At 69.2% G+C, this 24,800-nt stretch carries 41 protein-coding genes and 1 tRNA gene; 31 read left to right on the forward strand and 11 right to left on the reverse strand.

From position 1 onward, the window contains the following. Window positions 1–2: 2 nt before the first annotated feature. From MET9862_RS12005 to MET9862_RS12055, 11 genes are all read right to left on the reverse strand, one after another. Complete coding sequence (locus MET9862_RS12005; protein WP_142583193.1) at window positions 3–818, reverse strand: adenine nucleotide alpha hydrolase family protein; 816 nt, start codon at window positions 816–818, stop codon at window positions 3–5. Beyond that, a complete protein-coding gene (locus MET9862_RS12010) occupies window positions 815–1,189 on the reverse strand; it encodes a helix-turn-helix domain-containing protein (RefSeq protein WP_142583194.1) in 375 nt (124 codons plus the stop codon). Before MET9862_RS12010 ends, MET9862_RS12005 begins: the two co-directional genes overlap by 4 nt. Further along, complete coding sequence (locus tag MET9862_RS12015) at window positions 1,189–1,905, reverse strand: exonuclease domain-containing protein (RefSeq protein ID WP_142583195.1); 717 nt, start codon at window positions 1,903–1,905, stop codon at window positions 1,189–1,191. The genes MET9862_RS12010 and MET9862_RS12015 overlap by 1 nt, the downstream gene beginning before the upstream one ends. 3 nt (window positions 1,906–1,908) lie before the next feature. After that, window positions 1,909–3,042 carry a dihydrolipoyllysine-residue succinyltransferase component of 2-oxoglutarate dehydrogenase complex gene (locus MET9862_RS12020; RefSeq protein WP_244612690.1) on the reverse strand — a complete coding sequence of 378 codons (1,134 nt, stop codon included), beginning with the start codon at window positions 3,040–3,042 and terminating at the stop codon, window positions 1,909–1,911. A 10-nt stretch (window positions 3,043–3,052) separates the two neighbouring features. After that, entirely contained in the window at window positions 3,053–3,985 is a 933-nt protein-coding gene (locus tag MET9862_RS12025; RefSeq protein WP_142583196.1) for a hypothetical protein, read from the reverse strand. Between the two features lie 5 nt (window positions 3,986–3,990). Further along, entirely contained in the window at window positions 3,991–4,287 is a 297-nt protein-coding gene (locus MET9862_RS12030; RefSeq protein WP_142583197.1) for a hypothetical protein, read from the reverse strand. 71 nt (window positions 4,288–4,358) lie between these two features. Continuing rightward, window positions 4,359–4,679, reverse strand: a complete 321-nt coding sequence (locus MET9862_RS12035; protein WP_142583198.1) for a hypothetical protein — start codon at window positions 4,677–4,679, stop codon at window positions 4,359–4,361. Next, a complete protein-coding gene (locus MET9862_RS12040; RefSeq protein WP_142583199.1) occupies window positions 4,679–4,885 on the reverse strand; it encodes a hypothetical protein in 207 nt (68 codons plus the stop codon). Before MET9862_RS12040 ends, MET9862_RS12035 begins: the two co-directional genes overlap by 1 nt. Then, window positions 4,885–5,226, reverse strand: coding sequence for a helix-turn-helix domain-containing protein (locus tag MET9862_RS12045; RefSeq protein WP_142583200.1), 342 nt, complete (start codon window positions 5,224–5,226; stop codon window positions 4,885–4,887). Before MET9862_RS12045 ends, MET9862_RS12040 begins: the two co-directional genes overlap by 1 nt. Window positions 5,227–5,331: 105 nt before the next feature. Then, window positions 5,332–5,541, reverse strand: a complete 210-nt coding sequence (locus tag MET9862_RS12050) for a hypothetical protein (RefSeq protein WP_142583201.1) — start codon at window positions 5,539–5,541, stop codon at window positions 5,332–5,334. Window positions 5,542–6,029: 488 nt separating this feature from the next. After that, on the reverse strand, window positions 6,030–6,740 hold the full coding sequence (locus MET9862_RS12055; RefSeq protein WP_185156835.1) for a helix-turn-helix domain-containing protein: 711 nt from the start codon (window positions 6,738–6,740) through the stop codon (window positions 6,030–6,032). A gap of 91 nt (window positions 6,741–6,831) precedes the next feature. Here MET9862_RS12055 and MET9862_RS12060 point away from each other — a divergent pair, with 91 nt between their 5' ends. The 31 genes from MET9862_RS12060 (at window position 6,832) to MET9862_RS12195 (ending at window position 24,797) form a co-directional block, all read left to right on the forward strand. Next, a complete protein-coding gene (locus tag MET9862_RS12060; protein WP_142583203.1) occupies window positions 6,832–7,053 on the forward strand; it encodes a helix-turn-helix domain-containing protein in 222 nt (73 codons plus the stop codon). Next, window positions 7,053–7,304 (forward strand): hypothetical protein, encoded by a 252-nt coding sequence (locus MET9862_RS12065; RefSeq protein WP_142583204.1) that lies wholly within the window; start codon window positions 7,053–7,055, stop codon window positions 7,302–7,304. Before MET9862_RS12060 ends, MET9862_RS12065 begins: the two co-directional genes overlap by 1 nt. A 1-nt stretch (window position 7,305) precedes the next feature. Further along, window positions 7,306–7,440: a hypothetical protein gene (locus tag MET9862_RS30445; RefSeq protein ID WP_280178963.1), complete on the forward strand. Its 135-nt coding sequence runs from the start codon at window positions 7,306–7,308 to the stop codon at window positions 7,438–7,440. Beyond that, window positions 7,437–7,595, forward strand: coding sequence for a hypothetical protein (locus MET9862_RS29325; protein WP_185156836.1), 159 nt, complete (start codon window positions 7,437–7,439; stop codon window positions 7,593–7,595). Before MET9862_RS30445 ends, MET9862_RS29325 begins: the two co-directional genes overlap by 4 nt. A 92-nt stretch (window positions 7,596–7,687) precedes the next feature. After that, the gene (locus tag MET9862_RS12070; protein ID WP_142583205.1) at window positions 7,688–8,071 is read left to right on the forward strand and encodes a hypothetical protein; all 384 of its coding nucleotides are present in this window, start codon (window positions 7,688–7,690) and stop codon (window positions 8,069–8,071) included. A gap of 449 nt (window positions 8,072–8,520) precedes the next feature. Continuing rightward, entirely contained in the window at window positions 8,521–8,970 is a 450-nt protein-coding gene (locus MET9862_RS12075; RefSeq protein WP_185156837.1) for a hypothetical protein, read from the forward strand. A gap of 2 nt (window positions 8,971–8,972) precedes the next feature. After that, a complete protein-coding gene (locus MET9862_RS12080; RefSeq protein WP_142583206.1) occupies window positions 8,973–9,353 on the forward strand; it encodes a Gp49 family protein in 381 nt (126 codons plus the stop codon). Window positions 9,354–9,355: 2 nt separating this feature from the next. After that, window positions 9,356–9,736, forward strand: a complete 381-nt coding sequence (locus tag MET9862_RS12085; protein WP_142583207.1) for a hypothetical protein — start codon at window positions 9,356–9,358, stop codon at window positions 9,734–9,736. 72 nt (window positions 9,737–9,808) lie between these two features. Next, entirely contained in the window at window positions 9,809–10,360 is a 552-nt protein-coding gene (locus tag MET9862_RS12090) for a RuvC family protein (protein WP_185156838.1), read from the forward strand. Next, complete coding sequence (locus MET9862_RS12095; RefSeq protein WP_142583208.1) at window positions 10,357–10,593, forward strand: hypothetical protein; 237 nt, start codon at window positions 10,357–10,359, stop codon at window positions 10,591–10,593. The genes MET9862_RS12090 and MET9862_RS12095 overlap by 4 nt, the downstream gene beginning before the upstream one ends. Further along, window positions 10,590–11,261 (forward strand): DNA methyltransferase family protein, encoded by a 672-nt coding sequence (locus MET9862_RS12100; RefSeq protein WP_142583209.1) that lies wholly within the window; start codon window positions 10,590–10,592, stop codon window positions 11,259–11,261. Before MET9862_RS12095 ends, MET9862_RS12100 begins: the two co-directional genes overlap by 4 nt. 4 nt (window positions 11,262–11,265) lie before the next feature. Beyond that, the gene (locus MET9862_RS12105) at window positions 11,266–11,574 is read left to right on the forward strand and encodes a hypothetical protein (RefSeq protein WP_142583210.1); all 309 of its coding nucleotides are present in this window, start codon (window positions 11,266–11,268) and stop codon (window positions 11,572–11,574) included. Beyond that, entirely contained in the window at window positions 11,571–12,689 is a 1,119-nt protein-coding gene (locus MET9862_RS12110) for an ATP-dependent DNA helicase (RefSeq protein ID WP_142583211.1), read from the forward strand. Before MET9862_RS12105 ends, MET9862_RS12110 begins: the two co-directional genes overlap by 4 nt. Then, window positions 12,686–13,273 carry a hypothetical protein gene (locus tag MET9862_RS12115; protein WP_142583212.1) on the forward strand — a complete coding sequence of 196 codons (588 nt, stop codon included), beginning with the start codon at window positions 12,686–12,688 and terminating at the stop codon, window positions 13,271–13,273. The genes MET9862_RS12110 and MET9862_RS12115 overlap by 4 nt, the downstream gene beginning before the upstream one ends. Then, window positions 13,270–14,700, forward strand: coding sequence for a primase-helicase family protein (locus tag MET9862_RS12120; RefSeq protein WP_142583213.1), 1,431 nt, complete (start codon window positions 13,270–13,272; stop codon window positions 14,698–14,700). The genes MET9862_RS12115 and MET9862_RS12120 overlap by 4 nt, the downstream gene beginning before the upstream one ends. 278 nt (window positions 14,701–14,978) lie before the next feature. Continuing rightward, entirely contained in the window at window positions 14,979–15,380 is a 402-nt protein-coding gene (locus tag MET9862_RS12125; protein WP_142583214.1) for a Ros/MucR family transcriptional regulator, read from the forward strand. Continuing rightward, window positions 15,377–15,511 carry a hypothetical protein gene (locus tag MET9862_RS30450; protein WP_280178964.1) on the forward strand — a complete coding sequence of 45 codons (135 nt, stop codon included), beginning with the start codon at window positions 15,377–15,379 and terminating at the stop codon, window positions 15,509–15,511. Before MET9862_RS12125 ends, MET9862_RS30450 begins: the two co-directional genes overlap by 4 nt. A gap of 21 nt (window positions 15,512–15,532) precedes the next feature. Further along, entirely contained in the window at window positions 15,533–15,985 is a 453-nt protein-coding gene (locus MET9862_RS12130) for a hypothetical protein (RefSeq protein ID WP_142583237.1), read from the forward strand. After that, a complete protein-coding gene (locus MET9862_RS12135; protein ID WP_142583215.1) occupies window positions 15,982–16,236 on the forward strand; it encodes a hypothetical protein in 255 nt (84 codons plus the stop codon). The genes MET9862_RS12130 and MET9862_RS12135 overlap by 4 nt, the downstream gene beginning before the upstream one ends. Window positions 16,237–16,342: 106 nt before the next feature. Beyond that, on the forward strand, window positions 16,343–17,200 hold the full coding sequence (locus tag MET9862_RS12140) for a hypothetical protein (RefSeq protein WP_142583216.1): 858 nt from the start codon (window positions 16,343–16,345) through the stop codon (window positions 17,198–17,200). Between the two features lie 87 nt (window positions 17,201–17,287). Then, a tRNA-Met gene (locus tag MET9862_RS12145) sits at window positions 17,288–17,365 on the forward strand. Between the two features lie 78 nt (window positions 17,366–17,443). Continuing rightward, a complete protein-coding gene (locus MET9862_RS12150) occupies window positions 17,444–17,707 on the forward strand; it encodes a hypothetical protein (protein ID WP_142583217.1) in 264 nt (87 codons plus the stop codon). A gap of 95 nt (window positions 17,708–17,802) precedes the next feature. After that, a complete protein-coding gene (locus MET9862_RS12155; RefSeq protein ID WP_185156839.1) occupies window positions 17,803–18,354 on the forward strand; it encodes an HNH endonuclease signature motif containing protein in 552 nt (183 codons plus the stop codon). 125 nt (window positions 18,355–18,479) lie between these two features. Further along, window positions 18,480–19,436, forward strand: coding sequence for a site-specific integrase (locus MET9862_RS12160; RefSeq protein WP_142583219.1), 957 nt, complete (start codon window positions 18,480–18,482; stop codon window positions 19,434–19,436). Continuing rightward, the gene (locus MET9862_RS12165) at window positions 19,433–19,648 is read left to right on the forward strand and encodes a hypothetical protein (protein WP_142583220.1); all 216 of its coding nucleotides are present in this window, start codon (window positions 19,433–19,435) and stop codon (window positions 19,646–19,648) included. Before MET9862_RS12160 ends, MET9862_RS12165 begins: the two co-directional genes overlap by 4 nt. After that, complete coding sequence (locus MET9862_RS12170; protein ID WP_142583221.1) at window positions 19,645–19,845, forward strand: hypothetical protein; 201 nt, start codon at window positions 19,645–19,647, stop codon at window positions 19,843–19,845. The genes MET9862_RS12165 and MET9862_RS12170 overlap by 4 nt, the downstream gene beginning before the upstream one ends. A gap of 222 nt (window positions 19,846–20,067) precedes the next feature. Continuing rightward, window positions 20,068–20,415 carry a hypothetical protein gene (locus MET9862_RS12175; RefSeq protein ID WP_142583222.1) on the forward strand — a complete coding sequence of 116 codons (348 nt, stop codon included), beginning with the start codon at window positions 20,068–20,070 and terminating at the stop codon, window positions 20,413–20,415. Continuing rightward, the gene (locus tag MET9862_RS12180; RefSeq protein ID WP_244612691.1) at window positions 20,415–21,047 is read left to right on the forward strand and encodes a putative metallopeptidase; all 633 of its coding nucleotides are present in this window, start codon (window positions 20,415–20,417) and stop codon (window positions 21,045–21,047) included. The genes MET9862_RS12175 and MET9862_RS12180 overlap by 1 nt, the downstream gene beginning before the upstream one ends. 30 nt (window positions 21,048–21,077) lie before the next feature. Next, window positions 21,078–21,539 (forward strand): DUF2280 domain-containing protein, encoded by a 462-nt coding sequence (locus tag MET9862_RS12185; protein ID WP_142583223.1) that lies wholly within the window; start codon window positions 21,078–21,080, stop codon window positions 21,537–21,539. Then, complete coding sequence (locus MET9862_RS12190) at window positions 21,472–22,851, forward strand: PBSX family phage terminase large subunit (RefSeq protein WP_142583224.1); 1,380 nt, start codon at window positions 21,472–21,474, stop codon at window positions 22,849–22,851. Before MET9862_RS12185 ends, MET9862_RS12190 begins: the two co-directional genes overlap by 68 nt. Further along, a complete protein-coding gene (locus MET9862_RS12195; RefSeq protein WP_244612692.1) occupies window positions 22,848–24,797 on the forward strand; it encodes a portal protein in 1,950 nt (649 codons plus the stop codon). Before MET9862_RS12190 ends, MET9862_RS12195 begins: the two co-directional genes overlap by 4 nt. Window positions 24,798–24,800: the final 3 nt, after the last annotated feature.

The raw sequence follows: 24,800 nt of genomic DNA on the forward strand, positions 1-24,800 counted from the left end.
GGTCAGACACCGCACATCCCCTCGCACTCGTTCAGGAAGAGGTCGGGCTGGCCGCGCTCGGCGGAGGAGCGCAGGTCGACCTCATCAAGAGGCCGCCGGCTCCGGTGCATGAACTGGTCGCCCTTGATCCCGCCTTGGCGGCGGATGGCCCGGTCGACGAGGATGGCGTCGGCCATCTCCTCGGGCTCGAGCGCCTGCCACTGCGCGTCGGAGTGGAAGGGGCAGCCGATGCAGGAGGACTTCGGGGCCGACCAGCCGAAGGATGCCAGCTTGGCGTGGCAGTCGCCTCGGTTCATCCGGCGCCGGATGAGCGGCCATTCGTTGTCGATGTACTGGACGCGCGAGGGCTTCATGCGGAAGGCCTCGTCGGTGGAGATGCCGATCCACATCTCCGTGCCGCCCTTTGGACGCCTGCCGCCGTGCAACTCGACGATCTTCCGGCGGATCGGCTCCAGCTTGTAGTGCGCGGTGCACTGGCGCCGGCCCATGCCGTCGGATCCGTCGGCGTTGCGAATGAACCAGGGCACTGCCGCGAAGCGCTGTGCCCGCGTGGATCCGCCCGCGATCGCATCGTCACGGAGGTTGCCGGCGCTGACGATGTGCACGGGGAACGGCAAGGCCTCCCGCAACCGATCCAGGTGCTCGTAGACCGCGCGCGGCTCCCAGCCCGTGTCCGCGAAGATGGCGCAGTCGGGCATCGGCCCGATCTCGCCGTGCGCGGCCATGAGGGCGAGCGTCGTCGACTGGACGCCGGCGCCGAGGGAGAGGACGCGCAGCCTGGGCCCCGCGCCCGGCGTGTGGCGGACGGGCGCGTTCATGCCGCCTCCGCCCGAGCTTCGTGCCGCGCCAGCGTCATCAGCCGGGCGCGGACGGAGTTCGACTGCCGGCCGAGCGCGCGGGCCATGTCGGCGATGCGCTTGCCCTCGGCCTCCATGGCGAGGAGCTTGGCATCGTCCTCGGCGGTGAAGCGGCGGATCTCGCGGCCGTTCCTGATCGCAACAGCCGGACCGAGGGCGCGGGCCGTGAGCGGTTGCGGCGAGGGCGGCTCAGCGCCGAGGGCGAGGCACTTCCAATAGACGGTGCTCTCAGAGCAACCGAACTTCCGCGCGATCCGACCGTAGGACATCCCGGTCTCGCGCAGGGCGGCGATCTGCTCGCACTGCTCGGGGGTGAGGCGGCGAGCAGGCATCAGCGCGCCGCCTCCGTCCGCCGCCGGATCTCGCTCCGGACCGTGAACAGGGTGTCCTCGTCCATGTCCTGACGGGCGCACCACATCAGGTAGTCGTAGGGAACCTCCGACCAGAGCGTGCCGCGGTGCTTACCGAAGCTGCAGCGCACCAGCAGGGCCGGTTGCGAGGAGATCAGCACCAGATCGTCGAGGGTCGTGTGCGCGAGCAGTTCGCGGAGCAGGAACGCCGTGACGTAGGCGTCGGGCCCGGCCCGGTGTGCGGGCTCGGCGCGGTCGCGGCGCAGGCCCTCGGGCTTCAGCCAGTAGCGCAGCGCACCATTGCTGTGGGACGGGGCGTCCGGCCACACGCGCAGGGCCGCCTTGTAGGTGCAGATCCAGTGCACCTCCCCGGTTACCTCAGGCGTCAGCCACTGGCGCTCGAACCTGGCATTGTGGGCGACCAGGACCACGCGCGGCGCGAGGTCCCGCTCCTCGTCGAAGAAGACGGCTCGGGCCGCATCCTCGAAGCTCGGGGCGCCAATCACGTCGGCGTCCGTGATGTGGTGGACGGCCGAGGTTTCGGGCGGGATCGGGGAGCCGGGATCGATCAGGAGGTGGCCCGGCACGCCGACGTGCCAGCCCTCCTCGTCCCGGACGAGATCACAGAACCCGATCTCGCACACGCCCGCGGGCGGCTCGAAGCCGCAGGTTTCTAGATCGACGACGCGGAGCATCATGGCTCAAGCCTCGCCGTCGATGGAGTCGTACCCGGCCTTCCAGGCCGAGAGACGATCCGGGTTCTCCCGGATGGCCGCGATCACGCACCGCTTCTGCCCGGCCTGGCGGTCGGCGACGCCCCGCTTGAAGTCGGGGTCGTTCGGGTCGATCTCCGGCTCGACCTGCTCCGCCTCCTCGACTTCAACCTTAGCTGGCTGCTGCGCCTGCTTGACGGCCTCGGCGATCCGCTGGCGCGTCGACTCCATCGCGCTCTCGATCCGGTTGCGCTGAGCGCGCGAGAGCCGGTCGCTCTCCTCCAGCGGCTCGACCAGGGCAGCGCACTCCTCCAGGTCCTGCTCGGTCTGAGCGTGCTGAGCATCCTGCTCGAACTGGGCGACGCAGGCCTCGGCCTCCTCGTCGGCGCTGGGCTCGGCCTTCTGCGGCTCGGGCGCGGCCTCCGACTTCGAAGGCTGGGCATGGGCGATGCGCGGCGGCCCGCTGGGGCGCGCTGCCGAGGTGGGGGGCGCACCGATCACAGTCTGCACGGCAGGGCGCGCGGGGGTGATGTCCCGGGCGGCGCCCGCTGAGACGTCCTCGACCTCCTCGACCGATTGGATGCCGAGCATCACCTCGGGGGCGTAGAGCCGGATCAGCATCGCGGCCGAGCGCCAGCGCAGCATGTGCTCCGGCATCGACTGGTACTTCGCGTTCTTGAGCCAGCCGTCGGCCTTCGCCATCGCCATGGAGACGGCGACCGACACGACCTCGCCGCTGTCGGCGAGCTTCGCCGAGGCGGTGACGGCCAGGGCCTCTGCCTTGCCCTCGGCCGCCCAGGTGATGCGCGAAGCGAACACGCCGGACTTGTTGGCCCGGGCGATCATGTACTGGGTCTGCCAGCATGGCTTGCCCGACACGATGGCGAGGTTCTGCATCACCGTGAGCGGGTCCTCGCCCATGCGGTCGGCGATGTTCAGGGCGATCAGGCAGTTGGCGAGCTTGCCCTGGAAGTGGGGGGGGACGAGGGCCGAGTCCGAGAACACCTTGGCGACGCGCTGGGCGTGCTCGAACTTGTCGGGGGAGCCGAAGATGCCGACCGCCTGGACGATCTGAGGCGGACGGTGCTCGGCGATGGCGGGAAGCTGGGCGCGCGCGTTCATTCGGTCCTCCTCAGGCGGCTTTTTCGGTGGTGACGATGCGGCAGCCCGGCAGGGTGCCGCCGGAGCTGGCGACCCGGTTCGCGAGCTTCTGGACGAGGTCGCGCAGGTCGGGGTTCTCGCGCAGCGCCATCAGCGCGGCGTCGAAGTCCTCGATGAGAGCGGTGCGGACGATGCGAAGGCTGGTCTTCCGTCCGGCCGTCCCGGCCGAGGCATTGGTCGTGGGCCGGAGCGCCTCGCCGGCCTGCGCCGCGGCCGCGCGGGCCTCGGCCTCCTGGCGGCGCTTCTCGACCAGGAACGGCGTCTGCGCGTCCTTCAGCCGGGCCTTGAGCGCGGCAGCGGCATCCTGGACGGGGCGCCAGCGGGCATCGACCGCCTTGGCTGCGGTCTCGTGCGGCACCTTCTCGGTACGGCGACCATCCTGGGCGCGCTTCTCCATGTCGGCGAAGCGCAAGGCCCAGTTTGCGGCCCGATCGGCGCTGGCCTGATCGGAGATCGGGGTTTTGGCGAGCCACGCCTCCACCTCGGCCCGTTCGCCTTCCAGTTCGATCCTGAGCGCCTCCAGCGGGTCGCTCGGCATGTTCGCGTAATCGTCTGCGCGCTCCGGCGGCATGTCAGGCCAGGGCACGTCATTCTCGACGACGGCGAAGTAGACCTCCTCCGGGATCGGGTCGCGCCAGCAGAACGCGATGACGCGGTCGCAGAATTCGGCCTCGCCCTCGGCAAGGCACTGCGGCTCGCCGGAGCGACCGACCTTGGCCCAGCGCGTACCGTCAGCCTCAGGCCACACCGCGACCGGGTCGAGGCTGCCGTCACGGCGGCGCAGGCGGAAGAAGCCGCACGGCGCATGCCCGAGGTTGAGTTCGCGGACCTGTCCGGCGAGCGCCGCGCGGTACCACGTGAAGGGGTCGGCTGGGCCGGTGCCGGCGTTGGCGATCATCTCCATGGCGTTCACTCCGCAGCGGTGGAGAGGGGGCGGGTCTGGGCCATGAAGCGGCCGGTCTCCGTGCGGACGGCGGCCTCGTGGCCCCGGTCGTAGCGGTCGGCGATCGCCGCCTCGGTGAGGCGCTCAAGCTCGGACCGGATCGTCGCGAAGCCGGCGTCGGTTGCGGTGAGCGCGATGCCGGTGCCGGAGAGGACGCGGGCGACGGCGACTCCGAGGGCGAGGCCGTCGCGGATGGCGGCCGGGCGGTAGCCGTGATCGAAGAGGCGCCGGGCGATCACCTCGGCGTCGGTGCGAGGCTTCATGAGCGCCTCCATGTCGGCGGGGAGGACGGCGCGGACCGTCACGAGGGTGGCAGGGCAGAATTCGGGGAGGATCACGCCTCGACCCCGTGGTGCTTGCGGCGGAGGTGGCCGACCGCAGCCTCGTAGCGGCGGGCGGCCTCGCGCAGGTTCGACGCGGAGCGCTCCAGGCGGTCGAGGTCGATGCTGTCGCCGGCGCCGAGCGAGGTGGCCCGCTCGAGGTAGCCGGCGGCCGAGCAGGCCGCGTCGATGGCGAGGTAGAAGGCGTCGCTCGACGCGTGGAGCTGACCGGCGGCGATCGAACGCTCGATCGTGCACGGCTGCTCCTGCGGGGCCGGAGCGGGCTTCGGCGGGAAGGCGACGAGGTGCCCGTGGCGGGCGCGGATCGGGTGCATCAGAGGCTCCGGCTCAGGCCGAGGTCAGCCGCCGTCGGGCGGTGCTCGTCGTCGGGATCGCGGGGAGCCCGCGCGGAGAGCGCGCAGGCGGCGAGGTGCTGGCCGGGCGAGATGCGCGGCAGGGTCCGGCGGGCCGGCTTCGGTGCGGCCGCGCGGCGGGCGCGGAGATCTGCGAGGGCGGTGGCCCACTGCGCGGCGGTGGGCATCAGGCGCGGGCCTCGGCCTGGGCGGCGCGGCGGCCGACGATGCGGCTCACGACCCCGGCGACGCCGTCCTGAAGCTCCGCGGTCTCGGCCGCGCTGAGGGGCGGGCCAGCCGGGGCGTCCTCGCCGAAGAACCAGGCGATCGGTTTGCCCGTCATCTCCGCGATGACCGGCAGGCACGTGGCGCTGATGCGGTTCGAGCCCTTCTCGTACTTCTGCCACTGGGCAGCGGAGAACCCGAGGGCATCGCCCATCTGGCGCTGGGTCAGGTTCGCGACGCGGCGTGCCTCGGAGAGGCGGCGTCCGAGCGCGACGTCGGCGGAGGTGGGCTTGAGGCCGGCCATGATCAGCGCCCCCAGCCGTAGCGGGCCTGACCGGCGAAGAAGGCGAGGCCCGCGAGGGTGAACGGACCGACGATGGTGAGGGCAGCGAGGAGGGACATCGGCGCCTCACGCAGCGAGCGTGGCGACGACGCGGGTGCCGAGCTTGCGCACGGCGATCTCGCGGGCCTTGGCCTTCGGGACGAAGGCGCCCTTGGAGCGCTTCACCTCGACGCCGAGAAAGACGTGGTCGAGTTCGGGGCGGCCCGCGTCGCGAACCTGGAAGAACTGGTTCGCGAGGGTCTCAACGACGTGGGTGTAGGTGGGCTGCTGGGGCACTGGGCGGCTCCATCGGGGCCGGCGCGCCGCTGGGCGGGGCGTCGGGGAGGCGATGGAGCAATTTAGCCAAATGGCAAAATCCGCGTCAAGCGTTTTTTGCCATATGGCAAGATCGTGCGTCGGTTATGCCGCGACCGGCTCTAGGTCCTCCTGCCTCACGCTGACCAGCGTGGCGACCGGAGTTTCGCATTGGCCGCAGCTGAAATTTTGTCGCTGAAGCCAAGCACTTTCCAACAGCTCCTCGACGGTGCAGGGCGCATCCTCAAGGTCCGGCGACTCGATCGTTCGGAGGGTGGTGTGGTGGCAGTTGTGGCAGCGAAGCCGCATCGTGAAACGTGCACGGACCGTCGAAACCTCAGCGAACATCCAGGCGCTCCTCTGGCTCGGATGTTCGCAGAATGTTCTCATCTTGGGTCGGCCGTCGAGGGGATTCCTGGGAAGTTGTGAGGAGGCTGTGGATCGCTGGGGATAGATCCGGAAAAGCGAAGCTACGTCCGTGGCCTACCGGTCCTACGGACGCGCATTGACACGTCGCGGACCAGGCCGATTACCGAGAGCGAGTTCCACTGATCGGCGCCTGGGTCATTCAGGATCTTGATCGGCTTGTGCTTCGTATTCGTGGATCTCGGGCAGAACCACACTTCGTCTTCGTGGAGTTCGATCTCCTTCACGGACCACTCTCGCAGGTGGCCGCCTTCGCGAAGACGTTCAAGGACGACGATCATGCCCTCTAAAAAGGGCAATCCGGTCTGCTCGAAGTCGATGCAGACCACCCGTGAGCCATCCGGGATCGGCGGATCGGCAGCGTTCATGCTGTCGCCCTCGACCAGAAGTGCAAAGCGCCGGGCTTTGGGAAACTCATCGTCCTCCGGCTCAAACACGTACTCTGGCTCCGCGTCGCTAAATTCGACCACCTCACGGAATACCCCCGCCGCAGTGCGGCCGGCGATGGGAACCGGCAACAGGCCGCCGTGAGGCTGGGGAGTGAACTTCTCGACCGCCTCGGCCCCGCCCTCGATCAGATCCTCGATCCGGCAGTCGAGCGCTCGAGCAAGGTTCTCCAGGTCGACGAGCTTCGGCTGCCTGCCGCCGGTCTCGAAGCGCTGAATTTGAGAGGTGGACAGATCGACGAGGTTAGCCAGCTGCTCCAGAGAGAGCTTCTTCTCTTTTCGCCGACGTTTTAGCTCGGGCATCGCCATACGGCGAACGTCCGTGACGCAGGCATGCTTCGCCAGAGCCATTTGGCAAATCACGCTTGACTTTTCTTGCCATATGGCAAAACCATGAGGCATGGACCTCGCCACCTATCTCTCCGAGCGCCAGATCCGCCCCGCGGCGTTCGCCGCTGAGATCGGCGTCCCACCTTCAACCATCACGCGGATCCTGCGTGGTGAGCGCGATCCACGCGGCGCGACGATTCGGAAGATCGTCGAGGGCACGCAGGGCAAGGTCACCGCCGGCGATCTGATCGCTGGGGCGACACAGCAGCCTTCCGCCCCCGAGGCCGCGTGATGCTCGCGCGTCCCTCCCGCCTCGAGGCGCTCGACGCCGCAGCCGATGTGCTGCTCCTGCCGGCGATCACCGCCGTGAGCCTGTGGCACGCGATCGGTTACGGGAGCGCCCTCTTCGCGCTCAACGCGATCCTGACCGGCTGCGTCTTCGCGTGGACCGTCAACCTCGGCTTCCGCGACGAGAGCGCGACCGACCTGCACGCCTTCGTCGGCCTCCCGCCGCTGGTCCACCTCGACGACGAGGAGGCCTGACATGCCGCGGCTCGCCCTCATCTTCCCGGTCCTCCTGGCCCTGCTCGGCATCGGCGCCTTCGCGTTCGCCGCGCACCTGCGCACCCTCGCCGCGCGCGGCGAGCTGCAGGTCCTGCACCTCGGAGGCGAGCGGTGAGCGCCGTCGGCTTCCTTGGGATGGTCCTGGCGGTGTGCCTGCTCTTCGGGGCGTTCTGCGCGATCACGCGTGGGGGCGCCCTCATCGCGGCCCTCGCGTCCTTGCCCGTCGGCCTGTGCGTGATCGTCGCCGGCCTTGTGTGGGTGCTCCGGTGAGCGCGCCCGCCTCCTTCTCACCGCGTGCCCCCTCCGCCTGCCAGCGTCAGGGCCTCGGCCCGGCAGCGGTCTCAGCCCTCTCGGACCGCTCGATGATCGACGCCCGCCTGCATCTCCTCGACCTCGCTGGCGCGTGCCGGCTTGCCTCTGCCGACGCGCTGCTGCGGGCCCGCATCTTCGAGCGGGAGACGGCGGACCTCGGCGACCGCCTCTACGTCTCGCGCATTGCTGCGGACATGGCCGCGCTCGGCTCGCGGCTGGCGCAGGCGGCGCAGCGCTTCGAGGAAGAGGCGCACGATCTGGAGCTTCAGGCTTGGCGCGCGCATCGCGCGGCGGGCGGGGTGACCCTCCTGAAGCAGGCAGACGGCGCCGGGCGTGTCGTCGTTGGCTACCCGCAGCGTGACGCCGCGAAGCCGGTACGGCTCGTGCAGCGGGCCGTGCAGCGTGTGCGCCACCTCTTCGGGTGGGCGGCCTGAAATGTCGTCGTTCGCGATCATAGCGGCTTCGCCCGCGTCGGTCCGCGAAGACAATAGAGCGGGCCGTGTCGCGCGGACGTTACTGCGCGCCTCAAGCCTGTGCATATCCAACTCCTCTCGCGCCGGGCATCACCGGCCGAGCGCCGGCCCGTATTCGCTTCACCGTCGTTCTGACCGGGCCGGCGTCCCCTGTTTCACCCATCGCACCGGTCGAGCCCGTGGGGTTCCCGGATGCGAGCGCGCCGGCCGGCCCCTGACTCGGACCCCGGCCGGCGCGTCCCTTCCCTTCCGCGCGTCCGCCCTCTGCCGCCAAGCCTTCGGCGGTCGCGCTGCTGTGTGCCCTGCGTACCCCTGCAACCTCCCTCTGCATATCGGGCTCCTCGTCCAGTGGTTTGAAATAACCACGGACGGATTTGCTCATGTGCAAAAGGTCTTTGCGGATTTCGCAAATGTCTGACGCCGACGTCGCTCGCGGCCAGTTCTTCGCTGACGATCTCATCCGCTGGGAAAGCCGCGGTCCCGGAGACACCGCCAATGCCATGCGCCGGCTCGCCCAGCGCTCGGCTGTGCCCTTCGCGAAGCTCTGGGCCCTCCGATACCGGCCGCCCAAGGCGATCGCCTCTCACGTCCTCGCCCGTCTCGCAGCCGCCCACGCCGCCGAGGTCGAGCGGCAACTCAGGAAGCTCGCCCATGACGCTGAGATCACCGCGCGCATCGCCGGCCCTTCGCACCCTGCTGTGGTCGCGGCTGAAGCTGTCCTGCGCGCGAGCGGGCGCGGCGCTGAAGGCGCGGATGCGGACGTGGCGGCGGCGGCTGCTCAGCCGGCTTCTGCCCGTCCGCCGCTGGTGAAGTGCCATCGCGACCTGCCGCTGTGGCGGGCGCTGGAAGAGGGAGAGTGACGATGGTTGATGGGACCGATCTGGCGCGGGCGCACGCCTCTGCCGACGAGACCAAGCTGGAAACCGAGCTGCAGGCGAAGGGGCTGACCGCGCCGCGGCTGACCCCCGACCTCATCGACGCCTGCATCGTCTCGGAGGCGTACCACGTCTTTCCAGGCACGACGCTGACCGTCTGCGCGCTCACCCTGCGCAACGGCTTCATCGTGACCGGCACCAGCGCGGCGGCGAGCCCCGAGAACTTCGATCGCAGCATCGGCGAGCAGATCGCCCGCAAGAACGCGCGGGAGCAGATCTGGGCCTTCGAGGGCTACCTACTGCGCGAGCGGCTATCGGCAGCCCAGGCGGAGGCGCGCGGCCAGGACGACGCGGTGCGGGTCGCCTGACCATGGCCTTCACCCTCAACCCCTTTCCGGCGCTGCGGACGTTCATCGCCCTTGAGGTAGCGCACGTGCGCGCCGCGCTCCGGGCCATGCTGACCGGCGCCGAGGACGGCATCCGGTCCGAGGTCGCGCGCGCCGAGAGCAGCGTGAAGGCCTACGTCGAGGGTGCTGTCGGCGAGGCCGAGGCCCGCATTCGCAAGGAACTGGCGGGGCTCGAGGACCGCATCGTCGCCCGCCTCACCGGGCCGTCCGCCCCCGCCGCGCCGATCCTGCCCGACTCGCCCGTCGAGGAGCGCCGCGTCCCGCGCAGCACGTGGGAGCCCGGCGCAGGCGGTGATGCCGCGCCGTCGGCCGCCGACCCGCTCGGCCGCCGCCCGCATCCCTGATCCCGAAACGAGAACCGCCCGGCCTGCGCGAACAGGACCGGGCGGAAGGTCTCACCAGCTTGGAACACGGACATGGAAGCCACAGACCTGTTCATCCGGCAAGAGCCCGCTCCGCTGATTGTTGATCCGGAGAACGCTGCTCGGTCCGTTTCTGTCCTGCGTGCGGGCCCTGCCCGCGTCATCCTGGGCGTCGATCCCGGTGCTTCTGGCGCAATCGCTATCTACCGGCCCGATCGCCCATCGGAGATCGAGGTCCACGATGCACCCGTCGTCGACAAGCAGCTCGACATTCCGGAACTGGCCCGCCTGATCCGCTCGTCCGGCGCCACCGAGGCGATCGTGGAGCGGGTCTCGGCGATGCCGAAGCAGGGCGTCTCCTCGACCTTCAAATTCGGGATGGCCTACGGGGCCGTGCTAGCTGCCGTTTCGGTCCTGGGACTGCCGCTGCGCCAGGAGACCCCGGGGCGCTGGAAGAAGCATTTCCGGCTCAGCTCCGACAAGGAGAAGGCGCGCGCCCTCGCGATTCACACGTGGCCGGGTTCTCCCGACTTCCGGCTGGTGAAGCACCACGGCCGCGCCGAGGCCGCTCTACTCGCGCTCTTCGCTGCGGAGGTGGTGCGGTGATCGGGTTCGCATCGTCGAAGCTCGGCATGACGAAGGAGCGCGTCGCGTTCTGGCTCGCCGCCGGATGCGGTCTCGTGCTGTCCGAGGGCGTGTGGCGCCTGGAGGGGCCGACGCGCCTTGCCGGCCCGGGCCCCGCGCCGGCACCGGTGCCGGAGAAGGTCGCCCGCGAGGCGATCGCTGGCGGCGCGCGCGTCGTCCTACCCGCGGACGATCTGTTCGGGAGGGCGGCATGATCCCGGCCGGATCGACCGCTGTCATGGCGTCGCGCCGCGAGCCGCCGGACAGCCTCGACTTCTTTCCGACCCCGCCGTGGGCGACGCGGGCCTTGCTGCGCCACGTGCTGCCGCCGGTCCTGGAGGGCTTCAAGATCTGTTCGGCCTGGGACCCAGCCTGCGGCGAAGGCCACATGGCCGAGGTGCTGCGCGAAGAGGTCTCCATCGTCCACGCCTCCGATATCTTCGACTATGGACGCGGCTATCCCGTCGCCGATTTCCTCGACCCGGCAACCCAGTTGGTGCCGTCCGTTGACCTGATCGCGACCAATCCGCCGTTCAACGTGGCTGTTGAGTTCGCGGAACGCGCCCTCGGCGAGGCCGCCGTCGTCGCGCTCCTCCTGCGCACGGCATGGATCGAGGGCGAGGAGCGCTACCTGCGCCTGTTCCGGGACCGTCCTCCTACGGCGTTCGCTCCCTTCGTCGAGCGCGTCGCCATGCTGCGCGGTCGCTGGGAGCCGAACGCATCGACGGCGACCTCCTACGCTTGGTTCGTTTGGGTGTCCGATGCCGCACCACGCGCACCGATCTGGATCCCGCCGAACTGCAAACGCTCGCTGACCCGTTCCGATGATGCTCGCCGGTTCGGGTTCCGGGCCGCAGCGCCTCTCCTCACGTCTGTGGAGTAGCGCCATGGCTCAGCCTTCCCGCGAATGGATCGCCGAACAGGAGCGCGCCGAGCGCGAACTCGTCGACCGCTTCGCTGACCTCGACGCCGTGATCATGCGCGTCGAGGGCTACGCCTTGCGCGCTGCAGAGAGTGCCCGTGCTCTCTCGGCTATGCCGAACTGCGACGGCACGCTTCGCCTGCGCGAGGCCAATGACCTGCGGCAGGTTCTGGCGATCGCGAAGCACCACCAGTCCAACCTCGATCGGGTGCACCTGCTCGAGGAACCCAATCGGAGGCCGAAGCCTACGCAGCGTGCAGGAGGTCGGCCATGACGTGGTCGCCTCAACAGGAGCAGGCGCTCCGCGCCATCGCCGACTGGCACCGCGATTCCGCGGATCAGGTCTTCTACCTCGCCGGGTACGCAGGCACGGGAAAGACCACGATCGCGAAGGCTGCGGCGGCCGACTGCAAAGGCTCGGCCCTGTTCGCAGCCTTCACGGGCAAGGCCGCGCTCGTGCTCCAGTCGAAGGGCTGTGTCGGCGCATCGACCATCCACTCGCTGATCTACAAGGCCTTCGAGGAAGAGGAGCGTGATCCGGTCACCGGCGCCGTGGTGCGGGTGACGTGGCGCTATGGGCTCAACCCCCTCTCCGAGGTGTCGGCTGCCGGTCTGGTGGTGATCGACGAGTGCTCGATGGTCGGGGATCGCCTCGGCCAGGACCTCGTCTCGTACGGCACGAAGATCCTGGTGCTCGGCGACCCGGCGCAGCTGCCGCCCGTGCGCGGCGAGGGCTTCTTCACTCGTGTCGCGCCCGATTTCATGCTGACGGAAATCCACCGGCAGGCTGCGGACAATCCCATCATCCGCATGTCTATGGACGTGCGCGAGGGGCGACGGCTCAGCCTGGGCGCCCATGGGGACAGCCGCGTCATTGACCTGCGCGACCTCGGCCAGCGCGCCGTTCTCGCCGCCGATCAGGTACTCGTCGGCCGCAACCAGACCCGGCGCGCGGTGAACGCGAAGATCCGACGGCTGAAGGGCTTGGATCCCGACGGGCCGGAGATCGGCGATCGCCTCGTCTGCCTGAAGAACAACAAGGAGCGGGCACTCCTGAACGGCGGCCTCTGGACGGTCGCGGAGATCGAACGGGCTGGCGGCGACTGGCTGCCGATGCTGATCGAATCGTGCGACGTCCGTGGGCTCAGCGCCGAGGTGAAGGTGCATCGCGCCTTCTTCACCGGACGCGTCGAGGACATCCCTTGGGACGTCCGGAAGCAGAGCGACGAGTTCACGTACGGATACGCGCTCACTGTCCACAAGGCGCAGGGATCGCAGTGGGACAACGTCCTGCTGATCGACGAAAGCTCGACCTTCCGCCAGGACCGAGCCCGGCACCTCTACACCGGCCTGACGCGGGCCGCCGAGCGCATCACGGTGGCGGCATGATCGCGCGTCGTCACCTTGATCCCGAGCGGGCGCACTGGCGCGGACGCGAGCTGCGCGACGTTGACTTCGACGCCCTGCGTCGGGCGGGCGTGCCCGGCGCGACCGTGAACTGGGTGCGCGGCGACTTCGAGCCTCTCCTGCGCACGCTCATCGTGTTTCGGCGGGGCGCCCGGTTCGACTATGCGGTCGATATTCGGGATGCCGATGCCAAGCGCCTCGCCGCCTACACGATCCTCGCGCGGGATCCCGATGGCGCGCCGCTCGATGTCGTCGCGTGGCACCCGCGGTCCGCGCGCGTGGCTACGTGGCTCGGAACCACCGGGCTCCTCGGTCTGGACCATCCCTGCGGGGCGACGGCGCAGGATCCTCTCATCGTCTTCCCCGAACCGGCCTCTTGGCTTGCCTCGGGGCGTGCCGGTGTCGTGGTGGTGAACGAGCGCCTCGCTCGCCCCGAACTGCTTGCGGCCGGGTCGATCCAAGCCGCCAACGTCGCCCATGGCGAAGCTCTGGAGACGATGCTGAGCAAGGTGCGGTTGCCCCGCATCGTCGTGCCGGCCTTCGCGCATGAGAGGGCCGCGGCATGACAGCAGTGGTCGATCTCCATAAGGCGCGCCGGAAGGCGAAGCGTACCGAAGTCGAACTCGATGCCGGCGGCTACAGCCACGAGCTGATGAACGGCGAGTTTGCCTTCCTGCTCGTCGGCTCGAAGGCCGTCGTGATCCGGGAAAATCCGGAGGCGCCGACGGAGCAGCGCGTTCGCTTCCTGACGCTCGACGCTTTCCGGCAATGGTCGCTCAACCGCTTCACCGAAATGCGGGATCCGGATGGAGAGGTGAAGACCGTCACCTGGGCGAAGCGCTGGCTCGGAAGCCTCGACCGGCGCCAGTACGACGGCGTCGAGTTCCATCCCGACAGCAACCCCGACCCAGCCGAGGCCGGGGGCACGTCCGGGTACTTCAACCTCTGGCGCGGGTGGTCCTGCTATCCGAAGCGTGGAGGCTCCTACAGCGTTTTCCGAGACCACCTCCTCACCAACGTGTGCGGCGGCGACGAGGCTCTGTTTCGCTGGGTGTTCGCCTTCTTCGCGCACATGGTCCAGCGCCCGCGTGAGCGGCTCGGCGTGGCCCTCGTGTTCCGCGGTGGCCAGGGCTCGGGCAAGACGAAGATCGGCGAGGTATTCGGGAGCCTGATCCCGGATCACTACTTCCTCGTCGACAGCGCCCGCTACCTGACCGGCACCTTCAACGCGCACATGGCCTCATGCCTGCTCCTGCAGGCCGACGAGGCCGTCTGGGGCGGCGACAAGCAGGCGGAGGGGCGGCTCAAGGGCCTCATCACCTCCGCCGAGCAGATGATCGAATCGAAGGGCATCGATCCGATCCGGCTGCGGAACTACGTCCGGGTGATCATGACCTCGAACGAGGATTGGGTCGTGCCGGCCGGCAAGGACGAGCGGCGCTACTGCGTCCTCGACGTGGGCCAGGGCGTCGCTCAGAACACGTCCTACTTCGCCGAGCTCGACGAGCAACTCGACGCTGGTGGCCGCGAGGCCCTGCTGGCGGACCTGCTCGCCTTCGACCTCTCCTCGGTCGACCTGCGCCACATCCCGCGCACGGCCGCCCTGCTCGAACAGAAGATCCTCTCGCTGGATCCGGTGGATGCTTGGTGGCTCGACAGGCTGATGGCCGGCGCGCCGACGCGGAAATACGCCGAGTGGCCAGAGGAGCTCTGGGTCGACCTCATCCGAGACGATTACTTCGATGCCTCCGAGCGCCGAGGGATCAAGCGGAAGAGCGCAGAGACCGTGCTCGGCGCGCGCCTGAGGAAGCTCGTGCCAAGGCTCCTCCGCGTGCGGCGCTACTGGGAGACACCGGACGGGCAGAAGCGGGTCTGGTGCTACGCGCTGCCCCCTCTGAAGGAATGCCGCGCGGCGTTCGAGAAGGCCGTCGGACAGCCCATAGCCTGGGACGATGAGGACGATACGCCAGCCGAGGAGGACCTAAGTGCCTGAAAGTGTCCCACCTGTCCTACCTCTATTTCGAGGTAGGACACCCCTAAACCACTGATATTCAAGCAAGTGTCCTACCTGTCCTACCTGTCCTACCTTCGCGCGCGCGTATGAAAAACCAGTTCTGATCTGGTCCGACGCATCTGTTCCAAAAATTACTCTGACTTCTCAAAAAGGTAGGACAGGTAGGACAGCTAGGACAATATAAACAATATCAATGACTTACGGCTGTCCCACCTTCGAAACGAGGTGGGACAGGTAGGACACAACCGGAGCTTCTCATGTCCGACCACGTTTTCACCGCCGCCGGCCTCGTCGCCGCCTACGTCACCCACAACCACGTCGCGGCGGCCGATCTGCCGGCGCTGCTCGGCACCGTGCACCGCGCGCTCGCCGGTCTCGGCCTGCCGGCGGTCGAGCCCCAACCGGAGGTCGAGAAGCCCAGCCCGGCGGAGATCCGGCGATCGATCACCGACGACTATCTGACCAGCTTCATCGACGGGGGCCGCTACAAGACGCTGCGCCGGCACCTCCGCAATCACGGCCTGACGCCTGAGGGCTACCGCGCGAGGTACGGGCTGCCCCCGGACTATCCGATGACATCGCCCGGCTACTCGGCCCGGCGCTCCGAGCTGGCGAAGGCGATCGGCCTGGGCCAGCCCGTGCGGCAGGCGGCGGAGTGAGGGCGATGGCCCGGGTGCTCGCGGCCGTCGCGCTCATTCTCGTGGTGGCCGTGGGCGTCGCCTGGGACTGGTCCGAATGCCGAGGTGCCGGCCACGGTGTCCTCTACTGCCTGCACATCCGCTACCGATAGGGAGCCGCTCGCCCGGTGCTGATGGCGAACCCGTTGCGTATCGAGGGGCCCGACCCGCCGGGCATGACGTGTGCCGATGTCGAGCGCTGGCTCGTGGCCGCGTTCATGGCCTTCACGGTCGCCCCCGTGTTCAGCCTGCGAGCGAACCGCCTCCAGGCCACGGACCAGGACGCCGCGCCCGGCACCTTCGATTGGATCACCTTCTCGGCGGATGTCCTCGGCCGGTCCAGCGTCGAGCGCCTCGCCCTCCTCACCTGGGCGAGGTCGAAGTCCCGGCGGCGGATCCGGCGTCATCGCGGCCTGCGCGCGCTGAAGGAGGTCCCGGGCGGCACCGTGACCGACTTCTGCGAGGAGGCCGGGTGGAAGCGCCGCACCTTCGACCGACGGCGGAAGCGGGCGTGCCGGCGGTTGGCGGATGCCTGGAACGAGCGGCGGCAGGCGGAGCGCCAAGAACTCAACTGGAGAAATCAATGAAGATCTACCGGCACGCCGCCACCGTGAAGGCGGCACGCATCCTCGGCATCACGGACGGTCGTGAAGGCGCGCCATTCTACCCTGACCTTGAAGGCGACGAGACAGAGGAGATGAGCTACCGAGCGTGGGCGGCATGCGCTCGCGACGTGCTTGCCGGCAATCTGCCGGGTTACCTCGTCATCCATCCAAACGGTCTGGATGGCTACGTTCCAAAGGCCGAGTTTGAGGCTAATTTCACGATCGCCGAATAGGCGGATCGCACCATCTGCCCATCACGCTTGCGTGTGTCCAAAAAGTTAACGGACCAAGGCAGGACCGGGCTCGGCGATAGATCGAGCCGGTTCTCGCAGGTGCACCGTGACCGCGTCCGCCTCTTCGACCACCTCGATTCCCGCGATCTCCGCCCAGCGCAAGACGTTCGCCGGCCCCGTCCGTGAACGCGACCCGCGCGGCGATCGCTACGACCACCGCGCCGCCTTCGATCCCCGCACCAACCTCTCGCGCGCGGCCCGCAAGGGCGCCGTCGAGGTCGCCACCGTCGCCGTCGCCGACCCGCACGAGCCCGGCAAGCGCGTCCTCGCCGCCGTGAACCGCCGGGTCGACGTGCTGGAGATGGAGCGCAGCCACGGCCGCCTGACCGTCTCGCAATACGAGGTCGGCCGCCAGGTCCAGGCGATCCTCGAGCGCTCCACCGGCGCCCGCCTCGGCTCGGCCGGCTGGGACAGCGCCGGCAGCCGCGACCAGACCATCGCGCACGAGCTCGCCATCATCTACGCGGTCGACGACGCCCGCCTCGTCGCCAAGATGAAGGCCAAGGTCGTTCGCGCCGTCGGCTCGCCCGGCGCCCGCTTCCTCGCCGAGGTCCTCACCGGCCGCTCGACCTTCGCGCAGTTCGCGGCCGATCGGGGCAAGGCCGGCGAGCGCGGCACCGCCTACGTCGCCGAGCACTTCCGGATCCTGCTGGAATACCTCGACGAGGATTTCGCGGCCGAGGGCGTGAAGACCCTGTGCGAGCGCTTCTTCCAGGGCGAGCGCACCGGGGAGGAGACCGACGAGAAGGGCCGCGTCGTCCCGACCGGGCACGGGCACGCCTGGGGCGGCGAGGAATCGCGCTACGCCCCGCACATGAACCGGGATGCCCTCATGCTCCGCGGCCGGACGGCGAAGGTGCGGGACCGGGTCGGGGCGCGGCATCGGTTGACCACAGAGGATTGACCCGACGGGCGAAACCCGGCATTTCCATACCGTCGCACGACGCGCGCCCGGAGCCTCACCGCTGCCGGGCGTTTTGCGTTCCAGCGTTGGAGTGTAGCTCAGTCGGTAGAGCGCCGCCCTCATAAGGCGGGACCGTCGCCGGTTCGAACCCGGCCACTCCGACCATCCTCGCCCCGCATCGTCCGTCGCGCTACCTTGTCAGGAGCGGACCGGTGCGGGGCACCACGCCATGATCGCAGGCCAATGAGCGCACACCAGATCGCCACCGCGATCGAGGAGGAGGCCCGCGCCTTCTCGCGCTCGCGCATGACGGGCCGCCAGGATGCCGACCTCGAGGCGAAGGACGCGCACTGCCAGCGCGTCATCGCGCTCGTCGCGAAGCTCCGTCGGCAGATCGGCATCCCGGAGAGCCTGACCCTGATCCCCGGCAACCGCTACTTCGGCGACCGCAAGGTGGTCGTGGCCGAGCGTCGGCCGAGCCGGAAGCGGGCGGTCCGCGCGGCTTAACTGTTTAGATCGTATGGGATTTCTGCCATACTGAGGCGGCCCGAAGTGGTGCTGGTCACACCGCTCCGAGCCTAACCCTCATCATGGTGGTGCCCATGGCAAAGGCTGATAATTCCGTATCACGAACCGCTCTCACGCATGCACGACTGCGAGAGCTTCTTCGGTACGAGCCGGACACCGGCAATCTGATCTGGCGCGTTCGCCGCTCGAAGGGCGGTAGCGGCGCCCAGGTGGGTGATACCGCCGGCTACACCGCGGAGGACGGGTACGTTCGGGTGAGCGTCGATAACCGACGCTACCTCGCGCATCGGCTTGCATGGTTCTGGATGATCGGGGCTTGGCCCGTCGGGACAATCGATCACCGGAACAGGAAGAAGGCGGACAACCGCTGGGACAACCTGCGGGAGGCAACGTACTCGCAGAACGGCGTGAACCGGCATCGCACCCGGAAGCACCATCTGCCGCGTGGCGTGTACCCCGCAGACGGGACCGGTCGGTTCAATGCCAAAATCGGCATCCGCGGAAAGGTGCTCTGCCTCGGTTCATTCGATACTCCGGAGCAGGCCCACGCCGCCTACCTCACCGCGGCAACCTCGAAATACGGGGCGTTTCTGCCCGACGAGGTGAGCAAGATCCGCCCAAAGTAGGTTCCTGTAATCTTCTTTGTCGGAAGCGATCTGGTCCCTTGGATCAAGACCCGATCAACGAATTAAAGCCCTGAAAAACGGACGCAATCGACCGGATTGCATCCGTTGGATCAAGACGCGATCAAATGCCTGAAACTCTGCCGGTGCCGGTCGCACCGGCGGACATCGTTCCGGTCGCCCTCGACCGGGCGAAGGCCTATGCGGCCGAGGCCCGCGCTGACCGGACCCGGAAGGCCTACAGCTCGGCCTTCGGCTGCTTCACCACCTGGTGCCGCGGCGTCGCGGCCTGCCCCCTTGAGGCCGAGCCGGCGACGGTGGCGGCCTACGTCGCCCATCTCGCGGACACCGGCCGGAAGGCGGCGACGATCAACCTGCACGTCGCGGCGATCGCCGCGGTGCACCGCGCCGCCGGCTTGGACAACCCGACCGCGGCCGAGGCGGTGCGCGCCACCGTCCGCGGCATCCGGCGGACGATCGGCACCCGGCAGGCCCGAAAGGCGCCCGCCACCGCCGAGACCGTGAAGAAGATGGTCCGGAAGGTGCCGGACGGCCTCGCTGGGCAGCGCGACCGCGCGCTGATCCTGCTGGGATTCGCCGCGGCCCTGCGCCGGTCCGAGCTCGTTGCCCTCGACGTGGCCGACCTGGAGCGGGCGCCCGACGGCATCGTGCTCCACATCCGGCGCTCGAAGACGGACCAAGACGGCGCCGGCCAAGAAATCGCGGTGCCCCGCGGCTCGAAGCTGAAACCCTGCGAGGCGCTCGACGCCTGGCTCGCGGCGGCCCGCATCACCTCGGGCCCGGTCTTCCGGCCGGTGAACAAGGGCGGCGCGGTCTCGGCCGAGCGCCTCACCGACCGATCGGTGGCCGACATCGTGAAGCGCTACGCCGAGGCGGCCGGGCTCGATGCCACGCTGTTCTCGGGCCATTCTCTGCGCGCCGGCTTCGTTACCTCGGCGCTCGCCGCCGGGGCCGACGTCCTGAAGGTCATGCACGTCACCCGGCACACACAGGTGACGACGCTCCAGAAATACGATCGGCGCGCGCGCGCCTTCGACGATCACGCCGGCCGGAAATTCCTATGAACCGCGAGACCCACACCGCGTCCGACGCCGAGCGCGCGCTGCGCGCGATGCAGCGCGACCCGGCCGCCGTCGGCTACGGGGCGCACCTGCGCCGCAAGGGTATCATCGGCATGCCGGCCGCGACGCCGCTGCCCGTCTCCACACCGGGCGCCGAGACTGCCGACGCTGAGCGCGATCTGCGCCGCGCGATGGCGCAGCGCTTCCGCCTGTGAGCCCCGCCACCACGGCCCGGCTCCTCGCCGGGCTCGATGTCCGCCGCGGCCGCCCGACGGCAGCCCAGTGGGTCGAGGCGCTCGCCGTCCTCGCCACCGCCAAGCGCCGGCCCGGCCACTGGCTCGAGGTCGCGTTCACGCCGGGCGGCGCCGCCCAGATCACCGAACAGCCGCTGCCGGAGCTGCGCACCGCATGATCGCGAACCTGATCCGCCGATTCCTCGACCGCCTGCGCGCGCCCCTGCCGGCCGCTCCGCTCGCGCCCGTGATCCGCACCGGTCGCGTCCTCTCGCAGGGATGTGGACGCTGATGCCCCGCCTCTGCGCCTTCCTGCTGCTCGCGGGTGTCGCCCTCGCAGCGCTGCCGCGCCGCCGTCCCGCCGCCGCCTTCGTCTTCCCGCTCTCGCCCACGGTGCACTGATGCGCACGGTCCTCCTCGTCGGGGTCGTGGGCTGCGTCGCCGCCGCCTGCCTCGGCCATGCCGTCACCGCCGCCGAATGCCGGACGCCGCCGCTGGATACCCGCGGCAACGTCGCGAGCGCGGTTCTGGTCTGCCTGCCGCCCGCGCCCGGCTTCGTCGCCGGCGCGCTCGCATGCCCGGTCGGCATCGAAGGGCCGGACTGCACGGCAGAGAACGCCACCGACGTCGTGCATATGCCCGTCGCGCACGAGACCGAGTGCGGCCACGTCGGGCAGGTCCTCGCGACCAGCCTGAGCCTCGCGCCAGGCCAGCGCCACAAGATCACCTGCGAGCGGCGGAAGGGCTGATGCTGACCCGCCCGCGGCCTCCGGAGCGCCTGCTCGGCCAGGACGGCGCGGACACCGCAATTCCGTTCGAGCCGGCCCCCGACCTGGAGGCCTGGGCCCGCGCCACCTTCATTGACGAGGACGCCGTGCTCCTGAACGAGGAGCACGCCCACCTCCGCGAGGCGACCCTCGGCTTCCTCTGGACGTCCGTGTCGAACGCGCGCGGCGGCAACAGCGTCGTCGGGCAGGCCGAAATCCCATCCATCCAAGGCGGGAAATGGGCCCGCGCCCGGTTCTTCCAGCAGGTCGAGGGATGGTTCGGGATCGTCCCTGACTTCCTGATCACGCTCGACGCGGGCTTCGCGGACCAGGCCGACGACGCCACGTTCTGCTCGCTCGTCGAGCATGAACTCTACCACTGCGCCCAGGCGAAGGACCGCTGGGGCGCGCCGCGCTTCTCGAAGGCGACGGGCCTGCCGATCTTCACGATGCGGGGCCACGACGTCGAAGAGTTCGTCGGCATCGTCGCTCGCTACGGCGTCGGCGCCGCGGCAGGCCAGACGGCCGCCCTGGTCGAGGCCGCGGGCCGCGCGCCGATCGTGTGCTCGGCGGACATCGCGGGCGTCTGCGGCACCTGTAACCGCCGCGGCTGAGATTGACCCAGCGTTGACGGATTCGCGACCGTGACCACGCTCTCGGATGAGGTGAAAACCTTCATCGTCCAACAGCTTGCCTGCTTCGATGCGCCCTCGGCGGTGGTGTCGGCGGTCAAGGACGAATTCGGCGTCTCCGTCACGCGGCAGGCGGTCGAGGCCTACGACCCGAACAAGGTCCAGGGACAACGGCTGTCGGAGGAGCTGAAGCTGCTCTTCACCGCGACCCGCGAGCGCTTCCTGAACGATCAGGCTGCGATCGGCGTGTCGCACCGGATGGTGCGGCTCCGACGCATCGAGCGCATGGCGAACAAGGCCGAGGCGCAGGGCAACATGGGCTTGGCCGCGAACCTCCTGGAGCAGGCTGCTCGGGAGTGCGGCGACGCCTTCACCAACAAGCGGCAGAACGAGGTCAGCGGGAAGGATGGCCAGCCCCTCCTCGCCGGCGGAATCGCCGTCACCTTCATCGACGGTCCCGGCCGTCCAAGCTGAGTTCCCCCGGAAGCTCGCCTTCCTGTTCCAGCCCAAGCGCTACAAGATCGCGAAGGGTGGGCGCGGTGGCGGGAAATCCTGGGCCTTCGCCCGGGCGCTCCTGATCCTCGGCGCGCAGCGCAAGCTCCGCATCCTGTGCGCCCGCGAGTTCCAGAATTCGACCGCGGATAGCGTGCACGCGCTGCTCAAGGACCAGGCCGAGAAGCTCGGGCTGGGCAGCTTCTACGAGGTGCAGCAGACCAGGATCATCGGGGCGAACGGGACCGAGTTCAGCTTCGAGGGGCTCCGGCACAACGTCACGAAGATCAAGTCTTACGAGGGCGTCGATATCTGCTGGGTCGAGGAAGCCCGCACCGTCTCGAAGTCCAGTTGGGACACGCTGGTCCCGACCATTCGTAAGCCGGGCTCGGAAATCTGGATCAGCTTCAATCCGGAGTTGGCCGAAGACGAGACGTACAAGCGGTTCATCACGCATCCGCCGACGAATTCGGAAGTCGCGACCATCAATTGGTACGACAACCCGTGGTTTCCGGCGGAGCTGCAGCAGGAAGCGAAGGACCTCAAGGCGCGCGATCCGGTCGGCTACGAGACCGTCTGGGAGGGGATCTGCAAGCAGGTCCTCGACGGCGCGATCTACTCGAACGAGATCCTGGCGGCGACGAAGGCAGGCCGGTTCACAAAGGTTCCGCACGACCCGTCGAAGCCGGTCCACACCTTCTGGGACCTCGGGCGCGCCGACCGGACCTCCATCTGGTTCGCGCAGATCGTCGGCTTTGAGTTCCGGCTGATCGACTTCTACGAGAGCCGCGGCCACGCGCTGAGCCACTACCTGGAGGTCCTGGCGGAACGCGCGAAGGAGCAGGAGGACGGTTCGCCGGGCTACACGTACGGCGAGCACTGGCTCCCGCACGATGCGCAGAACGAGCTGCTCGCCTCCGAGCGCACCATTGAGCAGCAGATGTGGGCGGCCGGGCATACGGTCCGGATCACGCCGCGCCTCTCGGTCGCCGCCGGCATTGACGCCGCGCGCCAGGTCTTCGAGCGCTGCTGGTTCGACGAGACCCGCTGCGCCGACGGCCTGCAGGCGCTGCGGAACTACCAGTACGACGTCGACCCGGACACGCAGCAGTTCTCGAAGGCCCCGCTGCACAACTGGGCGAGCCACGCGGCCGACGCCTTCCGCTACTTCGCCGTCGGCATCGCCGAGCCGCGCGAAGAGGACCTGCCGGACGACGGCCCCAACGACCGCTACGCGCGCCGCCGGCGCCGCGAGCGCGACGACGACGCATCAGGATCGGCATGGGCGCAATGACGGACGACGACGCGCGCGCCGAGACCGAGCGCACGCCCGAGGAGATGGCCGCGCTCGATCGCGAGGCGCTCTTCCGCAAGCTGCGCGGCTGGTATCGCGTCGATCGCGACGCCTCCTCGAAGTGGCGGCAGGATGCGCGCGAGGACTACGATTTCGTCGCCGGCCGCCAGTGGTCGCCGGAGGATGAGGCCCTGCTGCGCGAGCAGAAGCGCCCGCCCGTGACGTTCAACCGCCTCCTGCCCGTCATCAAGGCCGTGGCTGGCTCCGAGGTGAATGCCCGCCAGGACATCCAGTTCTTGCCCCGCGAGGTCGGCGACGCCGCGGTGAACGAGCTCCTCACCGAGGCCAGCCGCTACCTCGCGAACGAGGCGGAGGCCGAGGACGAGGAATCGGACGCCTTCGTCGACTGCGCGATCGTCGGCATGGGCTGGATCGAGATGCGGCTCGACTATGAGGTCGACCCGAACGGCGCCTACGTCGAGGACCGCGTCGACCCGCTGGAGATGATCGCGGATTCGGCGGCTCGGAAGCGCAATCTGCAGGACGCCCGCCGCCTGTTCCGGGCGAAGACCATGGATCTGTCGGAGGCCGAGGGCCTGTTCCCCGATGCCGATCCGTCCGACTTGGACGCGGCCTGGGCCGAGGACCGCGAGGGCGACGAGCAGCACCGCCAGATCCAGCCCGGCGAGCACCGCATGGACCGCCCGGCGGGTGACCAGTCGGGCTCGAAGCGCGTCACCATCGTCGAGGCCCAGTGGTGGGAGCGCCGCCGCGTCGCCGTGGTGTTCGATCCGGCAACGGGCCAGCCGACCGAGATGGAGCCGGCGAAGGCCGCCGTGCTCGCGCGCCGGGCCGAGATGATCGGCATGCCGGTGCAGATCTTCCATCAGGTGAAGCGGGTCTACCGCCGCGCCTTCCTTGGCGCCGTGCTGCTCGAGGAAGGGCCCGCCCCGGCCGGCGACCGCTTCTCCTACGCCTGCCTGACCGGCGACCGCGACCACAACAAGGGGACGTGGTTCGGCATCGTGCGGGCCATGAAGGACCCGCAGCGCTACGCCAACAAGTGGCTGAGCCAGACCCTCGACATGCTGAACCGCCAGACGAAGGGCGGCTATCTCCTCGAGGCCGGCGCGGTGAAGAACCAAGCCGAGTTCGAGCGCTCGATGGCGAAGCCCGGCGGAAACACCCTCGTGCAGGACGGGGCCCTGACCAGCGGGCGCATCAAGGAAAAGGGCCTGCCTCAGATCCCGGCGGGCCATTACGCCCTGATGGAGTTCGCCCTGCAGTCGATCCGGGACACCTCGGGCGTGAACCTGGAGCTGCTCGGCCAGCGCCAGACCGAACAGGCCGGCGTTCTAGAATATCAGCGCAAACAGGCGGCCATGACGATCCTGGCCACGCTGTTCGACGCGCTGCGCCGGGCCCGCAAGCACATCGGCCGCGTGCGCCTCTTCTTCATCCAGTCGTACCTCTCGGACGGGCGCCTGATCCGCATCGTCGGCGAACAGGGCGCCAAGGTCGTGCCGCTGGTCCGCGACCAGACGATCGGCGACTTCGACGTGGTGATCGACGACGCCCCGGCCTCGCCGAACCAGAAGGAGGTCGTATGGGCGACCTTCACCAGCGTCCTGCCGATCATCAAGGATATGATCACGCCGCAGGTCCTGCTCGAGATCCTGCCGTACAGCCCGTTCCCGGCGTCCTTCGTCGCCAAGATGCGCGACCTCCTCGCCCAGGCCGGGGACAGCCCCGAGCAGCAGCAGCAGAAGCAGATCGCGATGCAGACGGCCCTCGCGAAGATCGAGGACCTCGCGGCCGGCGCCGACCTGAAGAAGGCCAAGGCCGAGCAGGCGCGCGGCCAGGCCGCCAACGACCAGATCGACGGATTCGCGCAGGTGGCGGCGCTCGCCGCGCCTCCGCCCGCACAGGCCGGCTTCGCCGCCTAACCC

Source organism: Methylobacterium symbioticum, assembly GCF_902141845.1.
Taxonomy (GTDB): Bacteria; Pseudomonadota; Alphaproteobacteria; order Rhizobiales; family Beijerinckiaceae; genus Methylobacterium; species Methylobacterium symbioticum.

Excerpts from the sequence above, each read along its gene's own strand:
- MET9862_RS30445 (WP_280178963.1), top strand. The coding sequence starts at position 7,306 with ATGCCGCGGCTCGCCCTCATCTTCCCGGTCCTCCTGGCCCTGCTCGGC.
- MET9862_RS12010 (WP_142583194.1), bottom strand. The coding sequence starts at position 1,189 with ATGCCTGCTCGCCGCCTCACCCCCGAGCAGTGCGAGCAGATCGCCGCC.
- MET9862_RS12195 (WP_244612692.1), top strand. The coding sequence starts at position 22,848 with ATGACGGACGACGACGCGCGCGCCGAGACCGAGCGCACGCCCGAGGAG.
- MET9862_RS12160 (WP_142583219.1), top strand. The coding sequence starts at position 18,480 with ATGCCTGAAACTCTGCCGGTGCCGGTCGCACCGGCGGACATCGTTCCG.
- MET9862_RS12045 (WP_142583200.1), bottom strand. The coding sequence starts at position 5,226 with ATGGCCGGCCTCAAGCCCACCTCCGCCGACGTCGCGCTCGGACGCCGC.
- MET9862_RS12005 (WP_142583193.1), bottom strand. The coding sequence starts at position 818 with ATGAACGCGCCCGTCCGCCACACGCCGGGCGCGGGGCCCAGGCTGCGC.
- MET9862_RS12175 (WP_142583222.1), top strand. The coding sequence starts at position 20,068 with ATGCGCACGGTCCTCCTCGTCGGGGTCGTGGGCTGCGTCGCCGCCGCC.
- MET9862_RS12075 (WP_185156837.1), top strand. The coding sequence starts at position 8,521 with ATGTCTGACGCCGACGTCGCTCGCGGCCAGTTCTTCGCTGACGATCTC.
- MET9862_RS12125 (WP_142583214.1), top strand. The coding sequence starts at position 14,979 with ATGTCCGACCACGTTTTCACCGCCGCCGGCCTCGTCGCCGCCTACGTC.
- MET9862_RS12030 (WP_142583197.1), bottom strand. The coding sequence starts at position 4,287 with ATGAAGCCTCGCACCGACGCCGAGGTGATCGCCCGGCGCCTCTTCGAT.
- MET9862_RS12150 (WP_142583217.1), top strand. The coding sequence starts at position 17,444 with ATGAGCGCACACCAGATCGCCACCGCGATCGAGGAGGAGGCCCGCGCC.
- MET9862_RS12015 (WP_142583195.1), bottom strand. The coding sequence starts at position 1,905 with ATGATGCTCCGCGTCGTCGATCTAGAAACCTGCGGCTTCGAGCCGCCC.
- MET9862_RS12155 (WP_185156839.1), top strand. The coding sequence starts at position 17,803 with ATGGCAAAGGCTGATAATTCCGTATCACGAACCGCTCTCACGCATGCA.
- MET9862_RS12130 (WP_142583237.1), top strand. The coding sequence starts at position 15,533 with ATGGCGAACCCGTTGCGTATCGAGGGGCCCGACCCGCCGGGCATGACG.
- MET9862_RS12065 (WP_142583204.1), top strand. The coding sequence starts at position 7,053 with ATGCTCGCGCGTCCCTCCCGCCTCGAGGCGCTCGACGCCGCAGCCGAT.
- MET9862_RS12110 (WP_142583211.1), top strand. The coding sequence starts at position 11,571 with ATGACGTGGTCGCCTCAACAGGAGCAGGCGCTCCGCGCCATCGCCGAC.
- MET9862_RS12105 (WP_142583210.1), top strand. The coding sequence starts at position 11,266 with ATGGCTCAGCCTTCCCGCGAATGGATCGCCGAACAGGAGCGCGCCGAG.
- MET9862_RS12055 (WP_185156835.1), bottom strand. The coding sequence starts at position 6,740 with ATGGCGATGCCCGAGCTAAAACGTCGGCGAAAAGAGAAGAAGCTCTCT.
- MET9862_RS12100 (WP_142583209.1), top strand. The coding sequence starts at position 10,590 with ATGATCCCGGCCGGATCGACCGCTGTCATGGCGTCGCGCCGCGAGCCG.
- MET9862_RS12135 (WP_142583215.1), top strand. The coding sequence starts at position 15,982 with ATGAAGATCTACCGGCACGCCGCCACCGTGAAGGCGGCACGCATCCTC.
- MET9862_RS12040 (WP_142583199.1), bottom strand. The coding sequence starts at position 4,885 with ATGCCCACCGCCGCGCAGTGGGCCACCGCCCTCGCAGATCTCCGCGCC.
- MET9862_RS12165 (WP_142583220.1), top strand. The coding sequence starts at position 19,433 with ATGAACCGCGAGACCCACACCGCGTCCGACGCCGAGCGCGCGCTGCGC.
- MET9862_RS12090 (WP_185156838.1), top strand. The coding sequence starts at position 9,809 with ATGGAAGCCACAGACCTGTTCATCCGGCAAGAGCCCGCTCCGCTGATT.
- MET9862_RS12025 (WP_142583196.1), bottom strand. The coding sequence starts at position 3,985 with ATGGAGATGATCGCCAACGCCGGCACCGGCCCAGCCGACCCCTTCACG.
- MET9862_RS12060 (WP_142583203.1), top strand. The coding sequence starts at position 6,832 with ATGGACCTCGCCACCTATCTCTCCGAGCGCCAGATCCGCCCCGCGGCG.
- MET9862_RS12070 (WP_142583205.1), top strand. The coding sequence starts at position 7,688 with ATGATCGACGCCCGCCTGCATCTCCTCGACCTCGCTGGCGCGTGCCGG.
- MET9862_RS12115 (WP_142583212.1), top strand. The coding sequence starts at position 12,686 with ATGATCGCGCGTCGTCACCTTGATCCCGAGCGGGCGCACTGGCGCGGA.
- MET9862_RS12085 (WP_142583207.1), top strand. The coding sequence starts at position 9,356 with ATGGCCTTCACCCTCAACCCCTTTCCGGCGCTGCGGACGTTCATCGCC.
- MET9862_RS12020 (WP_244612690.1), bottom strand. The coding sequence starts at position 3,042 with ATGAACGCGCGCGCCCAGCTTCCCGCCATCGCCGAGCACCGTCCGCCT.
- MET9862_RS12080 (WP_142583206.1), top strand. The coding sequence starts at position 8,973 with ATGGTTGATGGGACCGATCTGGCGCGGGCGCACGCCTCTGCCGACGAG.
- MET9862_RS12190 (WP_142583224.1), top strand. The coding sequence starts at position 21,472 with ATGGCCAGCCCCTCCTCGCCGGCGGAATCGCCGTCACCTTCATCGACG.
- MET9862_RS12180 (WP_244612691.1), top strand. The coding sequence starts at position 20,415 with ATGCTGACCCGCCCGCGGCCTCCGGAGCGCCTGCTCGGCCAGGACGGC.
- MET9862_RS12120 (WP_142583213.1), top strand. The coding sequence starts at position 13,270 with ATGACAGCAGTGGTCGATCTCCATAAGGCGCGCCGGAAGGCGAAGCGT.
- MET9862_RS12035 (WP_142583198.1), bottom strand. The coding sequence starts at position 4,679 with ATGCACCCGATCCGCGCCCGCCACGGGCACCTCGTCGCCTTCCCGCCG.